Raw genomic sequence first — 15,156 nt, forward strand, 5'->3', positions numbered from 1 at the left:
CGAAAAAACGCAGTCGTGACAAGTCTTTCAGGCATTTTGCACCTTGAGTCCGTCGCGTCGGCTACTCCCCAAGGTGGTCCTTGAGTCGGGCCTTGATCGAGCGGATTTCGTGCTCGCGCCCTTTCTTCAGCTGCTCCAGCTCTCCAATCCGTAGCTTGATCTCTGCAATTTCGGCCTCCTTCTGCGCCTTGAGCTGATCAAGGTCGTTTTGCAACCGGATGATCCGCTCGACCCCCGCGAGGTTGATTCCGAGCTCCTGGGTCAGCTTCTGGATGTAGATCAGGCGCTCGATGTCGGCCTCGGAGTACAGGCGATTCTTCCCCTGCCGCTTGGGGCTCACGAGCCCCCGCCGCTCGTAAAGGCGGAGCGTCTGGGGGTGCATCTTCACCAACTCCGCAGCCACGCTGATGATGTAGAGCGGCCGGTCTTTCGATGAATGCTCGTAGCCCACATCGGTCCTCCTTCGAATCGAGTTTTCTATTCCCGGAGAGTAGACTTGCCTAACCCATTGTAAAGGCGCTTGCGGTTTGGCATTGAATGTTATGTTAACACGAGGGCCGAATCCCCCGCCCCCGACCCCGCTTCGCCGGGGTCGGCGGCGGGGGATTCGGGTCCTAGTATTTAGTGCGCACGGTGTAGGTCACCTTCGCGGTCTTGTTGGCGGGGACCTGAACGGCGAACTCGACGGTGGTCGCGTCGAGCTTCGAGTAGCCCAAAGACGCCTGGGTGATGTCCCAGTCGCCGCCGAGCTTCTCGGTGGCGAGGATCGTCACGGGATCGTCCTTGCGGTTGCGAAGCTCGATCTCGTAGCTGGATTCGACCGTGCGATCGCCCAGGACCTTGTAGCTCGTCTGCTTGCGCTCGCCCACCAGGTCGAAGGCCTGCCCGGCCTTGAACTTGAGCTTCTCGTCGCGCGGGGTGTGGTCGATGGTGTCCTCGCCGACGAACTGCAGCCGCTTGTCGGCGTCCTGCTGGTAGATGCGCACGATGCCCTTGGGCAGCGGGAGGCCCAGCTTGTCCTGCTTGCTGTTGGTCATCTCCAGGTAGACGTTGACCTTCTGGCTCGTGCGATCGCGGGTCTGCACCCAGATGGGGGCCGAGGGCGCCTCGAACCGGTAGACCTTGCGGGTGGGGATGTCGGCGGCCGAGAGGAGGCTGACCTGCTTGGTCTGGCGGTCCTTGAGGGTGGTCGGGCGGGTGAGCTGGTAGGAGTGGTACTCGAAGAGGGCGCGCTCGGCGAACTGCTCGCTCGGGGCCTCGGCCTTCATCGCCCGTAAGCGGTCCTCCATGTAGCCGCCCTGGGGGCGCACCCGGTTCACGTCGCCCGCGACCAGGGTCAGCTTGGCGTTGTCGTAGGAGGCGCCGCTCTGGTTGTCGAGGGTGACCCAGCCGTTCAGATCGGACTTGACCTGATCCCCCGAGACCACCAGCACGTAGTCGGTGCGCCACGAGAGGCCGCGGGTCAGGTAAGAGGTCTCGGTCTGCTGCTCACCGGTCGCCCGGTCGTTCTGGAGCAGCCACTTGAGGGTGGGGCGGGCGACCAGGTTGTCGGGCACCTGGGGCAGCACGACCTTGCCCGGGGCCTGGAGGTAGATCTTGTCGCCGATCCGGTAGATCTGCCCGTCGTTGGTGCTCAGGAGCGTCGCCTTGTTGACGGTGGTGTCGGTGTGGATCTCGACGTCCTTGCCGATGTACTTCTCGAGCAGCTTCTCGGGGGTCAGCAGGTCGTACTCGTAGTTCTGCTCCAGGACCTTCAGGTCCTGCGGGGCGCTGAGCGATCGCAAGGACACGGTCGTGGGGTCGATCCCCGAGGCCACGTCCGCGTACTGCAGCTCGCGCTGGCCCTTCTCGAGCTTGATGGTTCGCACCTCGCGCACCAGGCCCAGGTTGTCGTTGTAGACGGTCAGGGCCAGCTCTTTGCGGTCCTGGACGGTGCTCTGCTCGGCCCATGCGGGGGCGGCGCCCAGCAGCATGGAAAGGGCGAGCAGGCCCCTGGTCAGTTCGTGTCTCATCTGGCAATACCTCCAAGCAACCGACGAAAGAGGCGGCCCGGAGGTTCCCCTCGGGCCGCCCGCGATGGTGTTTTAATTACTTGACCTTCGAGACCACGTCGGGGAAGGCCTTCTGGGAAGCCGGGATGTCCGCGAAGTCCTTCATGAAGCGCTCTCCTTCTTCCTTGGCCGTGGCGCTGCCGGTCTGGAAGAGGCCGCGGACGTAGGTGCCGCGGATGACCCAGTCCTCCGAGTCCATCTTGACGGCCTTGGCGAGCATCTCGGTGCCCTTCTTGGCGTCGCCGCCGACCATGCCGGGGGCCTCGAGGAAGTAGCGGCCGAGGGCGTAGCGGGCGCGGGGGTTCTCAGGGTCGAGCTCGACGCCCTTCTCGAGCTGCTTGCGCACGCCGAGGCCGTACTTGAGCATCGCCATCAGGCCCTCGCGCTTGGACTTGAGGCCCTGCGCGCCGCCCTGCACCACGTACAGCTCCGAGCGGTACCAGGCCGAGGCGTCCTTGGCGTCGGGGTGCTTCTCGAGCTTCTCGCAGAGGTCCATGGCCTCGTTGTAGCGCTCCAGCATGAGCAGCGCGTGGGCGACCATCACCTGGGCGCCGAAGTCGTTCTCCTTGAGCGCGAGGCACTTCTTGTAGTAGGAGAGCGCTTCTTCATACTCCCCGCGCTTGTCCATCTGGCGGCCCTTGGTCATCAGGCCGTCGAAGTCGCTCGCTGCGATCTGATAGGGAGCGGGGGGCGCGGCGTGGGCTGCCGGGGCCATCGCGGCCAGGCCGAGCATGGTGCCCAAGAGAAGTTTGTGCACGAGGCGTCCTCCTTTGTACAAGAAACGTGACTGCGTTCCGGCCATTTTGCGGCCACCCTCGCCCGATGGCAAGGGGGTTACTTGGCCTCCATCCAGCTGGGCCCGACCGCGAGCTCGACCTTGAGGGGCACGGCGAGCTCGGGATAGGCGCCTTCCATGGTCGCGCGCACCAGGGTGCCGACCGCCTCGATCTCGGCCGTGGGCACCTCGAGCACCAGCTCGTCGTGGACCTGGAGGATCATGCGGGCCGAGAAGCCGCCTTCCTCGAGGGCCCGGTGCAGGCGCACCATGGCGATCTTGATGATGTCGGCGGCCGTCCCCTGGATGGGCGAGTTGACCGAGGTGCGCTCGCCGAAGTCCTTGAGGCGCCGGTCGTTGAGCTCGGGGATGTAGCGGCGACGTCCGAGCAGGGTCTCGGCGTAGCCGCGGCGCTTGACCCTGGCCACCGCCTCGATGGTGTAGTGGCGGATCCGGGGGTAGTGATCCCAGAAGGCGTCGATGAAGGCCTTGGCCTCGCCCATGGGGATGCCGAGCACCTTGGCGAGGCTGAAGGCCCCCTGGCCGTAGATGGTGGCGAAGTTGACGGTCTTGGCCATGCGGCGCTGGTCCTTGGTGACCGCCTCGAGGGGCACCCGGAAGATCTGCGAGGCGGTCAGGGCGTGGATGTCCTCGTCCTTGCGGAAGGCCTCGATGAAGACCGGCTCCTCGGCGATGTGGGCCAAGAGGCGCAGCTCGATCTGGGAGTAGTCGGCCGCCATGATGACCGTGTCCGGCGCCGAGGGCACGAAGGCCCGCCGGATCTCGCGCCCCTCGGCGGTCCGGATGGGGATGTTCTGGAGGTTGGGCTTCTCGGACGAGAGTCGCCCGGTGGCGGCGACCGTCTGGTTGAACGAGGTGTGGATCCGGCCGGTGCGCGCGTTGACGAGCTCGGGCAGGCTGTCGACGTAGGTGCCCTTGAGCTTGGTGAGCTGCCGGAACTCGAGGATCTTGGCGACGACCTCGTGCTGGCTCGACAGCTCTTCGAGCACGCTCGCGTCCGTCGAGGGCTCCTTCTTGGGGGTGCGCTTGAGCACGGGAAGCTGGAGCTTGTCGAACAGGATGACGGCGAGCTGCTTGGGGCTGTTGATGTTGAATTCGGTCCCGGCAAGGGCGTGGATCTCGTGTTCGAGTTCCGCCAGGCGGTTCCCGAAGACGTGCGACAGCTGGGCCAGGTAGCCCTTGTCGACGGTCACCCCGTGCTGCTCCACCTCGGCGAGCACCTCGATGAGGGGCAGCTCCAGGTCGGTGAAGAGGGGGGTGAGCCCACCTTCACGAAGCTTGCTCTCGAGGGTCGCGACCAGCTCGAGGGAGACGGCGGCGTCGGCCGCGGCGTAGGGGGCGGCGCGCTCGATGGACACCTTGGCCATGGTGATGGCCTTGGCTCCGGTGCCGATCAGCTCCGAGATGGGGGTCATGCGGTAGCCGAGCTGGTCCCAGGCCAGGTCCTTCAGGCCGTGGGGGTGATTGGTGTCCACCAGGTAGTCGGCCACCATGGAGTCGAAGCGCAGGCCCTGCACCCGGATGCCGTGACGCGAGAGGACGTTGATGTCGAACTTGGCGTTGTGGGCGGTCTTGGCGCGCGCGGGGTCCTCGAAGAACGGCTTGAGGGCGCCGGTCACCGCCTCCAGGGGCAACTGCTCGCCTTCCAGGTGGCCGACCGGCAGGTAGTAGCTCTCGGCCTCGGTGGCGATCGCCGAACCGAAGGCCAGCGAGATGCCGACCAGGTTCGCCGAGAGCGCATCCAGGCTGTCGGTCTCGGTGTCGAAGGCGACCAGCGCCTGGTGCGCCAGGGCCGTGACCAGCGCCTCGAGCTGCTCGGGCCGGGTCACGACCGTGAGCTTGAGGTCGAGCGCGCGCTCCTGGGTCTCGACGGCCACTGCCGCGCCCATGTCCGCGGCCCGCTCGCCGCCCGTGAAGTCGGCGAGGATCTTGGGCAGGTCGCGCACGATGGACTTGAACTCGAGCTCGGTCAGGCACTGGATGAGGACCGAGAGGTCCGGCAGCCGCATCTCGCAGTGCTCCCAGTCGAAGCCCTCGATGGGGACCCGGGTGTCGATGGTCGCCAGGCGCAGGCTCTGGCGCGCCGCCTCGACGTTCTCGGCGAGCTTCGCTCGCAGCTTGGCGTTGTCGAGCTTGTCCAGGTTCGAAAGAAGGTTCTCGACCGTCTCGAACTCGGCCAGGAGCTTCTTGGCGGTCTTGTCGCCGATGCCCTGGACCCCCTTGATGTTGTCCGAGGAATCCCCCGCCAGGCCCTTGTACTCGATGATCTGGAAGGGCCTGAGGCCGTCGAACTCCGAAGCGACCTTGGCCTCGTCCACCCGGATCAGCTCGGAGCCGCTCTTGGCCCACAGCACGTTGATGTGCGCGTCGACCAGCTGGAAGGCGTCGCGATCGCCGGTGACGATGAGCACCTCGTACCCCTTGCCGGCGGCGGCCTTGGCGATGGTGCCGATCACGTCGTCGGCCTCGTAGCCGTCGAGCTCGTAGATGGGCAGGTCGAAGGCCCGGACCACCCGGCGGATCACGTCCATCTGGACGATCAGATCGTCCGGCATGGGCTTGCGGTGGGCCTTGTAGTCCTCGGACTCCTGGTGACGGAAGGTCTTGGCCTTGCGGTCGAAGGCCACGGCCATCAGGTCGGGCTTGTGCTTGGCGATCACGTCGAGGATGGTCTTGGTGAAGCCGTAGACCGCCCAGGTGGGCACCCCCTCGCGCGTGGCGAGGCCCATGCGCATCAGGGCGAAGTGGGCCCGGTACGCGATGGCATGGCCGTCGATGAGCACCAGGCGGCGGCGCTGGCCCTCGCTCTTTGCGGTGGCGGCGACGGCGAGCGGGGTTGCGGTCATTGTTCCTCCGATGGGTCGTTTGCCGACAGCGAAAGGGCGCGCTGGTAGGCGTCCCGCTTGGGGACGCCCAGCTCCTTGGCGATCTGCTTGCTTGCGTCTTGCTTGCTCATCCCCTGGCCGAGCAGGGCCAGGAGGCGCGAATCCATGTCGGGCGCGGCGTGAGGCTGCTCCTCGTCCGGGCAGCCGCCCACCACGAGGGTGATCTCGCCGCGGGGGGCATGGGCGCTGAAGTGGGCGATCGCCGATTCGAGCGTCCCGCGCACGACCTCCTCGAAGGCCTTGGTCAGCTCGCGGGCGACCGCGACCGGGCGCGCGGGACCGAAGGCCTCGGCCATGTCGGTGAGGGTGTCGAGCAGGCGATGGGGCCCCTCGTAGAAGACCAGGGTGCGCGGCTCGGCCACCAGGGTGCGGAGCATGCGGCGGCGCTGCTTGCCCTCGCGGGGCAAGAAGCCCTCGAACACCCAGCGCGCGGTGGGCAGCCCCGACACCACCAGGCCCGCGACGGCGGCCACCGGGCCGGGGATGGGCACCACCGGGATGCCCTCGCGGATGGCCGCCTGGATCACCGCCTCGCCCGGATCGGAGATGCCCGGCATCCCTGCGTCGGAGACGAGCGCGACGTTCTGGCCCGCCTTGAGGCGCGCGACGAGGCGCGGGGCCTGGCCCGCCTCGTTGTGCTCGTGGTAGCTCAGCGTCTGGGTCGTGATGGCGAAGCGCGTCAGGAGCTTCGCGACCTGGCGGGTGTCCTCGGCCGCGATCACGTCCGCGTCCCTCAGGGTGTCGAGCATGCGGACGCTCACGTCCGACAGGTTCCCGATGGGAGTGCCGCAGACGTAGAGTGTGCCGGTCGTAACGTTGTCGGTGGGCGTCATTCCCTGATTCTATCATTTTCCCGCGGGCTTCATGCGCTCGGTAGTTTTCGCGCTCGCGCTATCGGGAATTGCATGATGCAATGGAAGCGGCCGTGCGCAAGTCGCCAAGGGCAGGAGGATGAATGAGTTACAAGGGCGAGATTCTACTGGATGCCGGAACCAACGAGCTCGAGGTCGTCGAGTTCATGTTGAGCAGCCCGACCGCGAGCGACGCGCTCGCCATGGGCTACTTCGGCATCAACGTCGCAAAAGTCAAGGAAATCGTGACCATGCCCGAGCCGCTCGGGATCCCCATGACCCACCCGGCGATCGCCGGGGCCATGAGCCTGCGCGGCCAGGTGATCACCCTGATCGACCTCGCCAAGTGGCTGGGCTTGCCCTCTGACATCACCAAGAAGACGCGCGTGATCGTCACCGAGTTCAACGGGGCCGTGACCGGCTTCATCGTCTCGAGCGTGTCGCGCATCCACCGCATCTCCTGGGGCCAGGTGGTTCCCCCGCCCGCGGCGGCCACCATGGGAATGAGCGACTGCCTGACGGCCGTGGTCAAGCTGGAGGAGCGGGTGCTGCTCCTGCTCGACTTCGAGGCCATCCTCGCGGACCTCAACCCGAACATCAGCCTCAGCGCGCGGGCGAGCAACATCAAGAGCGAGGAGAAGCGCGCGGATCGCAGGATCCTGGTGGCCGAGGATTCGGGCGCGATCCGGCGGATCATCGTCAACACCCTCACCGCCGCGGGCTTCCAGGTCACCGCCTGCGAGAACGGGGAGGAGGCCTGGAACTGGCTGAGCGAGCGATCGCAGGCGGGCGAGTCCCTGCCCGATCTGGTCATCTCGGACATCGAGATGCCCCAGATCGACGGGCTCCACCTGCTGTCGCGCATCAAGTCCACCGACACCCTCAAGCACCTGCCGGTCATCATGTTCTCGTCGCTCGGCAACGAGTCGAACCGGGACAAGGCGATCAAGCTGGGGGCCAGGGACCTCATCCTCAAGCCGGACCTGCCGCACCTGGTGGATCTGGTGGACGCCACCCTGCTCGAGCTCGCCTCGCTCTGAGGTCCGCTCCCGTCGCGCCGGCCCCCTTCCGGGGGCCGGCTATTTTTTCGCAAGTTTCAGCGGGATTTTACGATAAGATAACCAAAGCACAACCATGGGCGATCGATCGTGCGAGCGCCAGAGGAGAGGGGCCATGAGGCGCAGGACGTTAGGCTGGTTATTTGGGGCGACCATGTGCCTGGCGGCATGCGGGACGACCCAGGACCTCTATCCGGTCGTTCCGGACGAGCCCTACCCGAGCGACGTCTACACCTTCCCGAGCGACGACACCTACGCCCCTGACGCCACCGCGAGCGCCACGCCGGCGCCGGTGGAGGGCGAATCCCCGACCGGCAACGGCATCGCCCTGCCCAACGACTTCTTCCGCTACGTGGGCGAGCGCTACCTGCAGGCCTGGCTGTATCGCCCCCGGGCGGTGGCGGCCTTCGGCAACGACGTGCTGGTGGCGGACGGCGATCGCACGGACCCCATGGGAGCCTACGGCGCGCTTTTCCGCTTCGACGCGGCCGGCTCGGACGCGGCCACCCCCGTCGGCGCCCCGTACGCTGGCCTGAACGCCACGGGCGGCCGTCTGGCGCGGAGCGTCAAGGGCCTGGCGGTGACCCTCCAGGTGGTCTACGCGCTCGACGACAACGGCGTCTACGGCTTCATGCGGGATTCCCACGCCGCCGTGAACCTGGGGGCGCCCTACGCGAGCACCGGCAGGGACGTCGCGGCCTCGAGCGACACGGTCTACGTGGCCCGCGACGCTCAGATCAGCGCCTACACCGTCGCGCGCTTCCTTCCGGTCGCGTCCTCGAGCGTGAACGTGGCGGCGCGCGGGCTCGGGACCGATGCGACCGGCCGCCTCTACGCGGCCACCTCGGCCGGGATCGTGCGCTACGAGGAGGGCAGGGAAGCCCTGGTCTTCGACGGCAAGGGCAGCGACGGCAAGGGGCCCGGCTTCGAGGCGGTGCGGGACGTGGCCGTGGACCCGCGCAACGGTGAAATCTACGCGCTGGACGCGCAGGCCGTCCTGCGCTTCGACTCCTCGGGGCGCTTCCTGAGCCGCTTCGGGACCACCCTGATCCAGGGCGGGGCGAGCATCGCCGTGACCCAGAGCGGCGGGGTCTTCGTGGTGGACACGACGGCCAACAAAGTTCTTCAGTTCAAGCCAAGCCCCTGAGGCACCCCAGCGGGTGCCCGCCCGAACGGGATTTCGGGCCCCGGGGATGCATGGCCTTCGCGATTCGGGAAGGCTTGCATCCCCTTTCCTTTTTGTCTCTCGTTCGTTAAGATATTGTCAATAAGATGTTCGACAGGTGTAGGGAGGTCCGCGGGGGGGAATAATTACAGCGGCGAGACCCTCGGAAAACCAAGGTGAATCCTTGGTTAGCGGGGGCCGTTGAGGGGAGGTGGTCGCCAATGCAGGTGCTCGTGTTGAGCAGCAATTATCAGCCACTCTATACCTGCGGGATCGAGAAGGCCATCACCCTGGTCTACCTAGGCAAGGCGGTGTCGGTCCAGGATTCCGAGCAGGTGCTGCGCTCGCCTTCCACCACGGTCAAGGTCCCGACCGCCATCCGGCTATTGGTCAAGGCGGTGGTCCAGAAGTACTACGAGACCCTGCGCCCCACCCGGCAAGCGGTTTTCAAGCGCGACAAGCACCTCTGCCAGTACTGCGGCAGCCGCGGGGACCTCACCATCGACCACGTCCACCCCAAGTCCCGCGGGGGGGACGACTCCTGGGAGAACCTGGTCGCGGCCTGCCAGCGCTGCAACAACCGCAAGGGCGATCGCCGCCCCGAGGAGGCCAACATGCCGCTCGCGACGGTCCCGCGCGCCCCGCGGACGATCGAGATCGCCTCGGAGCTCTGGTCCAAGCTGATGGGATGGTAAGAGCGTCTAAAAAACTGTTCCTTCGAGCCGCCCACGGCGGCCAACGTCCGTAACATGCCTGGTATTGTTGGATGCTCTGTGAGAAGAGGGCCGGTCAAACGACCGGCCCTCTTCTTGTCGTTTAGTCCTAGTCGGCGAGCCAGAGCGCCACGTCCATGGCGTGGTAGGTCAGGATCAGGTCCGCGCCGGCGCGCTTGAAGCCCACCATGGTCTCCATGACGACCTTCTTCTCGTCGATCCAGCCCTGGCGCGCGGCCGCCTTGACCATGGCGTACTCGCCCGAGACGTTGTAGCAGGCCACGGGGCGATCGGTCGCCTGCTTGACCCGCAGGATGACGTCCATGTAGGCGAGGGCCGGCTTGACCATCACGATGTCCGCGCCCTCGGCCACGTCCAGGGCGGCCTCCTTGAGGGCCTCTCGGGAGTTGGCCGGGTCCATCTGGTAGCTGCGGCGATCGCCGAACTGGGGCGCCGAGTCGGCCACGTCCCGGAAGGGGCCGTAGTAGGCCGAGGCGTACTTGACCGAGTAGGCCATGATGGGGACGTTCGAGAAGCCTGCCGCGTCGAGCGCGTCGCGCATGACTCCCACCCGCCCGTCCATCATGTCGGAAGGAGCGACCATGTCGGCGCCCGCCTGGGCGTGGCTGACGGCGGTCTTGGCCAGGAGCGAGAGGGTCGGGTCGTTGAGCAGCTCCTCGCCGTGGATCACGCCGCAGTGGCCGTGCGAGGTGTACTCGCAAAGGCACACGTCGGTGATGACCATCAGCCCGGGGACCGCCGCCTTGACGGCGCGCACCGCCTCCTGGACGATGCCGTTCGGGTCGTAGGCTCCCGTGCCGACCTGGTCCTTCTCGGGGGGCAGCCCGAAGAGGATGATCCCGCCCAGGCCCGCATCGTGGGCGCGCTTCGCGTCCTCGACGACCTCGTCCACCGAGCACTGGAAGACCCCCGGCATGGAGCCGACCTCCCGCCGGATGCCGGTGCCGGGCACCGCGAAGAGAGGCCAGATCAGGTCGCTCGCGTGGACGCGGTGCTCGCGCACCATGCGCCGCATGGCCTCGGTGGCGCGAAGCCGGCGCGGGCGGAAGCGAGGGATAGAGACGCTGACGAGGTCCTGCACGAAGGGGCTCCTATTCGACGGTCACGGACTTGGCGAGGTTGCGGGGCTGGTCCACGTCGCAGCCGCGCAGGCGAGCGATGTGGTAGGCCAGGAGCTGAAGGGGCACCACGTTGAGCAGCGGCGAGAGGGCCTCGCGAATGGCCGGCACGTAGATCACGCGGTCCACGTGCTCGGTGATGCCGATGTCGCCCTCGGTGGCGATCGCGATCACCACCCCGTTGCGCGCCTTGACCTCCTGCAGGTTGCTCACGACCTTGTCGTAGGTGGCCCCCGCGGTCGCGATCGCCACCGTCGGCATGTTCTCGTCGATCAGGGCGATGGGGCCGTGCTTCATCTCGCCGGCGGCGTAGGCCTCGGCGTGGATGTAGCTGATCTCCTTGAGCTTGAGGGCCCCCTCCATGGCGGTGGGGAAGTTGAAGCCGCGGCCGAGGAAAAGGAAGTCGCGGCAGGCCGCGAAGGACTGGGCCACGTCCTGGATGGCCTCGGTCCGCTCGAGCATGGCGGTGATGAGCCCCGGGACGGTCTTGAGATCCTTGAGGACCTCGCCGACCTGCACGTTGGTCAGCTTGCCGCGCACCTGGCCCAGGTGCAGCGCGAGCAGGGTGAAGGCGGCGACCATGGCGGTGTAGGCCTTGGTCGAGGCCACCCCGATCTCGGGGCCGGCGTGGATGTAGAGGGTGCCGTCCACCTCGCGGGCGATCGAGGATCCCTTGACGTTGAGGATGCCGAGGGTCTTGGCGCCGCGGCGCTTGGCCTCGCGCAGGGCCGCCAGGGTGTCGGCGGTCTCGCCGGACTGGCTGACGACGATGACCAGGGTCTTGGCGTCGATCACCGGGTTGCGGTAGCGGAACTCGGAGGCGAAGTCGCACTCGACCGGAAGGCGCGTGAACTCCTCGATCAGGTACTTGCCGACGTTGCCCGAGTAGAGGGCCGTGCCGCAGGCGATGACCATCACGCGGTCGAAGGACCGGATCTGATCGTCGCTCAGGCCGATCTCGTCCAGGTAGAGCTTGCCCTCGCGGTCGTCGAAGCGGCCGCCCAGGGTGTTGGTGAGGGTGGTGGGCTGGTCGTGGATCTCCTTGAGCATGAAGTGCTCGAAGCCGGCCTTCTCGGCGGCGACCAGGTTCCAGTCGATCCGGGTGATCTCCTTGGTCTTGGGGCGAAGGTTGGCGTCGTAGACCTCGATGGCCTCGCGGGTCACCACGCACAGCTCGCCGTCCTCGAGGTAGATGATGTCGCGGGTGTGGCTCAGGATGGCCGCCGCGTCCGAGGCCAGGAAGTTCTCGTCCTGGCCGACGCCGGCCAGCAAGGGCGCGCCGTGCTTGAGGGCGACGATCTTGCCCGGCTCGTCCCGGTGGAGGATCGCGGTGGCGAAGGTGCCGACCAGGCGGGTGTAGGCCTTGTGGACCGCCGCCACCAGGTCGCCCTCGTAGTAGGAGGAGATCAGGTGGGCCATGACCTCGGTGTCGGTGTCGGAGTTGAAGGCGTGGCCGGCCTCGAGGAGCTCGTTCTTGAGCTCCATGTAGTTCTCGATGATGCCGTTGTGGACCACCACGAGCTTGCCCGTGCCGTCGGTATGGGGGTGGGCGTTGTAGGTGGTGGGGCGGCCGTGGGTGGCCCAGCGGGTGTGGCCGATGCCGAGCGGGCCCGGGGCGGGCTGATCGCGCAGCTGGGCCTCGAGGTTGCGAAGCTTGCCGACCTCGCGGCGCAGGGCGAGGGTGCCCTCGTGGACCACCGCGATGCCCGCCGAGTCGTACCCGCGGTACTCGAGGCGCCGCAGGCCCTCGATCAGAACGTCAGACGCTTCCTGGAAGCCGATGTAGCCGACAATGCCGCACATTGCTGATTCTTACCCATTCCTTGATAACAGCTTCGGAGGCGATCCTCCACCCAACCGACCCAAAAATTCTACACGAGGCGCCCCCGGTGGGCAACGCCGCCCGCTCCCGTCCCGGTCCCCTTCGGGCGGGGGGACGGGCGATCTTCAACCTTGCTTTACTTCTTCTTAATTTAAGATTAATATTGCCTTCATCGAGGCGCTCGATGGGGAGCGCTGCCGACCAGAGGAGACGCCCATGCAGCTGAGGTCCTTTCCGGTGCTCGATCGTCCCGCGGCCATGCCCGCCGAGCGCGAGGCCGCGCTCCCGGCACGAGAGGCGCCGTCGTGGGTGAAGGTGCTCAAGCTGGTGCAGCCGTACCGGGGGCTGACGTCGATGGTCGCGCTCGCCTGCGGGGCGGCCATGGCCGGCGGGGATCTGCTCTCGCCCCATCGCCTGCCGACCCTCGCCATCGCGATGATCCTGGTCGGCCCGCTGCTCAACGGGGCGGGGCACGCCATCAACGCCTACTTCGATCGCCACCTCCCTGGCTTCGCCGAGCGCCGCCTCGAGGCCCCTACGCGCCTGACCTCGGACGGCATCGTCGCCACCATCGGCATCCTCTGCCTCCTTTCACTTGTTCTCGCCCACCAGCTGGGGGCCTTCGCCTTCAACGTCACGGGCCTGACCCTCGCGATCCACTTCGCCCTCAACGCGCCCCCCCTCAGCCTGAGGCGCCAGAGCTGGTGGAACGGCCTGTTCTTCGGTATCGTCTCGGTCGCCGGCCCCTGGGTGCTCGGAGTTACCCTGGAAGGGAGCGTCACCCAGAGCGCGGTGGAGCTCGCCGCCATCTTCTCGTTCGGGGCCGTCGGCCTTCACCTGCTGGACACCCTTCACCAGGGCGAGGGGGAGCGCCGCGCCGGCCTCCAGACCCTGGCCGCGGTGTTCGGGCCCGAGGTGGGCGCCGGCATCGCCGCCCTGATCATCAACACCAGCTTGCTCGGGGCCGCCATCGCCTGCGCGGGCGCCCAGGTCATGCACGCCGCGCTGGGGATCGCGCTGACCATGCTGGCGCAAGTCACCCTTCAGTTCGTCGGTTTCCGCCAGAGCGCGGGCAAGCGCGAGGCCTTCGCCGTGATGAGCTTCGTGCTGTACATGGGGGCCATGGCCCTTGCCGCATCCGCCCTGGGGCAACAGGTCCTCGAGCTCTGATTTTTCGTGTTACGCATTGTGAAGCACCGACTCCGAGGGGTCGGTGCTTTTCTCCGTTTCTTGGCCTTGGGTTTACACGGACTTAATTTTGAGTTAATATAAGTTCACCAATTATCCGACCGAGTGAGGCGCAGTTCATAAACTGTTGGCTTCGGGTCGGTGAAAGGGGGAACAACCTTGAACGCTACGCTGGAGGATACGTCGCTCCAACTCCCGCGGGTCGCCCTGCCCCGCACCACCCTTGCCGCCTGGGTCTTGCTGCTGTGCGCGGGATCCGGCTGGGTGATCGGGTCGAGTCCGTCGACCCTTTCTGCACCCCTTGTCGCCAAGCGACAGCCGGTGGAGGCGCAGCCGGCAAGCGCCGTGAGGCCCGCGCCGACGTCGCGCGGTCCACGGCAGTCGCGCCCCGTCCTGCCGACGGCGGACGGCCCGAGCTACCCCTACTACAAGCAGATCCAGGCGGTCGCCAAGAAGCACCGCGTCGCCCCCGAGCTCATCGCCGGCATCGTGCGGATCGAGAGCAACTTCGATCGCTACTGCGTCAGCCCGGTGGGGGCGGTGGGTCTGATGCAGCTGATGCCCTCCACCGCGCGGGGCGTGGCGCGGTCCATGGGCCTGAGCCACTACGACCTGTACGACCCCGAGACGAACCTCGAGCTCGGCACCCGGTACATGACCATGCTGCTCAGCGAGTTCGACGGGCACATCCCCACCGCCCTGAGCTTCTACAACGCGGGCCGTCGAGGGATCGTCAGCCGCGGCGTCTACCGCAACCGCCGCTACATCCGGATCGTGATGGACAACTACTGGGACTACGTCCGCAACCAGCCCGAGGCGATCGCCGGGCGCAGGTTCTAGGGCGTCACGTCGCCCGGGTGCCTGCGATCGAGAGCAGGTTGTGCACGTCGATGACGCTCGGCACGTCGTAGGCGAGCTCGGCTGCTAGCCGCTTGAAGTCCTTGCCCTCGACCTGGCCGCTGAGCGTGACGACCCCGTTCAGCACCGTCACGCTCAGCTTGTCGAGCGCGATCGCGCCCTGGCCCGCGATGGCCTCGCGCACCTGCTGGGCGATCTCCTCGTCGGTCCGGAAGTCGAGCCGATCGGCGCGGTTGTCCACCCCGTCGATGTAGCTGGCGGCCGCGGTGAAGCTGCCGCATGTCGGGCAGAAGCCGTGCTTGATCATCTCGCCCCCTCCTGTACCTCGGCGCGCCGTGGATCGTATCAAGGGGAAGCGCCGAGGCCAACAGGGGGGCGGGACTCCCAGGGCGATCGTCGCCTGAAGGCGCGAGGCGCCCGGCCATCGGCCGGGCGCCTCGCGCGATTCCGCCTTGGAGAGGAGGGCTAGTGGTGAGTGACGGTCACTTCCGTCTGGCTGGAGACGCCGAACTCGAGCTCCAGGTAGGTCATCATGCAGGCGACGGCCTCTTCGCGAGAGGCGGCCTTGAAGCAGTGGTTGAGGACCACGTCCGCATCGTACGACACCGAAATCCAGTAGCTCTGCATCTT

At 67.0% G+C, this 15,156-nt stretch carries 14 protein-coding genes; 5 read left to right on the forward strand and 9 right to left on the reverse strand.

What is annotated here, in order from left to right; all coding sequences use genetic code 11:
- Nucleotides 1-61 precede the first annotated feature (61 nt).
- The 5 genes from V6D00_02090 to rsmI form a co-directional block, all read right to left on the reverse strand.
- The gene (locus tag V6D00_02090) at nucleotides 62-451 is read right to left on the reverse strand and encodes a helix-turn-helix transcriptional regulator (protein ID HEY9897947.1); all 390 of its coding nucleotides are present in this window, start codon (nucleotides 449-451) and stop codon (nucleotides 62-64) included.
- A gap of 163 nt (nucleotides 452-614) precedes the next feature.
- Entirely contained in the window at nucleotides 615-2,012 is a 1,398-nt protein-coding gene (locus V6D00_02095; GenBank protein HEY9897948.1) for a DUF4139 domain-containing protein, read from the reverse strand.
- Nucleotides 2,013-2,088: 76 nt separating this feature from the next.
- Nucleotides 2,089-2,808: a tetratricopeptide repeat protein gene (locus V6D00_02100; GenBank protein HEY9897949.1), complete on the reverse strand. Its 720-nt coding sequence runs from the start codon at nucleotides 2,806-2,808 to the stop codon at nucleotides 2,089-2,091.
- Between the two features lie 77 nt (nucleotides 2,809-2,885).
- Nucleotides 2,886-5,693, reverse strand: coding sequence for a DNA polymerase I (polA, locus tag V6D00_02105; protein ID HEY9897950.1), 2,808 nt, complete (start codon nucleotides 5,691-5,693; stop codon nucleotides 2,886-2,888).
- Nucleotides 5,690-6,565, reverse strand: a complete 876-nt coding sequence (gene rsmI, locus V6D00_02110) for a 16S rRNA (cytidine(1402)-2'-O)-methyltransferase (protein ID HEY9897951.1) — start codon at nucleotides 6,563-6,565, stop codon at nucleotides 5,690-5,692. The genes polA and rsmI overlap by 4 nt, the downstream gene beginning before the upstream one ends.
- A gap of 122 nt (nucleotides 6,566-6,687) precedes the next feature.
- Here rsmI and V6D00_02115 point away from each other — a divergent pair, with 122 nt between their 5' ends.
- The 3 genes from V6D00_02115 to V6D00_02125 all read left to right on the forward strand — a co-directional run bounded on the left by V6D00_02115 (nucleotide 6,688) and on the right by V6D00_02125 (nucleotide 9,501).
- On the forward strand, nucleotides 6,688-7,623 hold the full coding sequence (locus V6D00_02115) for a chemotaxis protein CheV (protein ID HEY9897952.1): 936 nt from the start codon (nucleotides 6,688-6,690) through the stop codon (nucleotides 7,621-7,623).
- A 133-nt stretch (nucleotides 7,624-7,756) separates the two neighbouring features.
- Nucleotides 7,757-8,788, forward strand: a complete 1,032-nt coding sequence (locus tag V6D00_02120; protein ID HEY9897953.1) for a hypothetical protein — start codon at nucleotides 7,757-7,759, stop codon at nucleotides 8,786-8,788.
- Between the two features lie 239 nt (nucleotides 8,789-9,027).
- Nucleotides 9,028-9,501 carry an HNH endonuclease gene (locus tag V6D00_02125; protein HEY9897954.1) on the forward strand — a complete coding sequence of 158 codons (474 nt, stop codon included), beginning with the start codon at nucleotides 9,028-9,030 and terminating at the stop codon, nucleotides 9,499-9,501.
- A 127-nt stretch (nucleotides 9,502-9,628) separates the two neighbouring features.
- Here V6D00_02125 and hemB read toward each other — a convergent pair whose 3' ends face one another.
- Both hemB and glmS read right to left on the reverse strand, forming a co-directional pair.
- Complete coding sequence (gene hemB / locus V6D00_02130) at nucleotides 9,629-10,621, reverse strand: porphobilinogen synthase (GenBank protein ID HEY9897955.1); 993 nt, start codon at nucleotides 10,619-10,621, stop codon at nucleotides 9,629-9,631.
- 10 nt (nucleotides 10,622-10,631) lie between these two features.
- Complete coding sequence (gene glmS, locus V6D00_02135; GenBank protein ID HEY9897956.1) at nucleotides 10,632-12,461, reverse strand: glutamine--fructose-6-phosphate transaminase (isomerizing); 1,830 nt, start codon at nucleotides 12,459-12,461, stop codon at nucleotides 10,632-10,634.
- A 235-nt stretch (nucleotides 12,462-12,696) separates the two neighbouring features.
- Here glmS and V6D00_02140 point away from each other — a divergent pair, with 235 nt between their 5' ends.
- A complete protein-coding gene (locus tag V6D00_02140) occupies nucleotides 12,697-13,650 on the forward strand; it encodes a UbiA family prenyltransferase (GenBank protein ID HEY9897957.1) in 954 nt (317 codons plus the stop codon).
- A gap of 177 nt (nucleotides 13,651-13,827) precedes the next feature.
- Entirely contained in the window at nucleotides 13,828-14,508 is a 681-nt protein-coding gene (locus V6D00_02145; GenBank protein HEY9897958.1) for a lytic transglycosylase domain-containing protein, read from the forward strand.
- 4 nt (nucleotides 14,509-14,512) lie between these two features.
- Here the strand turns inward: V6D00_02145 and V6D00_02150 are convergent, their stop codons facing one another.
- Nucleotides 14,513-14,833 (reverse strand): BON domain-containing protein, encoded by a 321-nt coding sequence (locus V6D00_02150; protein ID HEY9897959.1) that lies wholly within the window; start codon nucleotides 14,831-14,833, stop codon nucleotides 14,513-14,515.
- 158 nt (nucleotides 14,834-14,991) lie between these two features.
- Nucleotides 14,992-15,153: a hypothetical protein gene (locus tag V6D00_02155; protein ID HEY9897960.1), complete on the reverse strand. Its 162-nt coding sequence runs from the start codon at nucleotides 15,151-15,153 to the stop codon at nucleotides 14,992-14,994.
- Nucleotides 15,154-15,156 lie beyond the last annotated feature (3 nt).

Origin of the sequence: Pantanalinema sp. (assembly GCA_036704125.1) — a bacterium.
Lineage (GTDB): Bacteria > Cyanobacteriota > Sericytochromatia > S15B-MN24 > UBA4093 > JAGIBK01.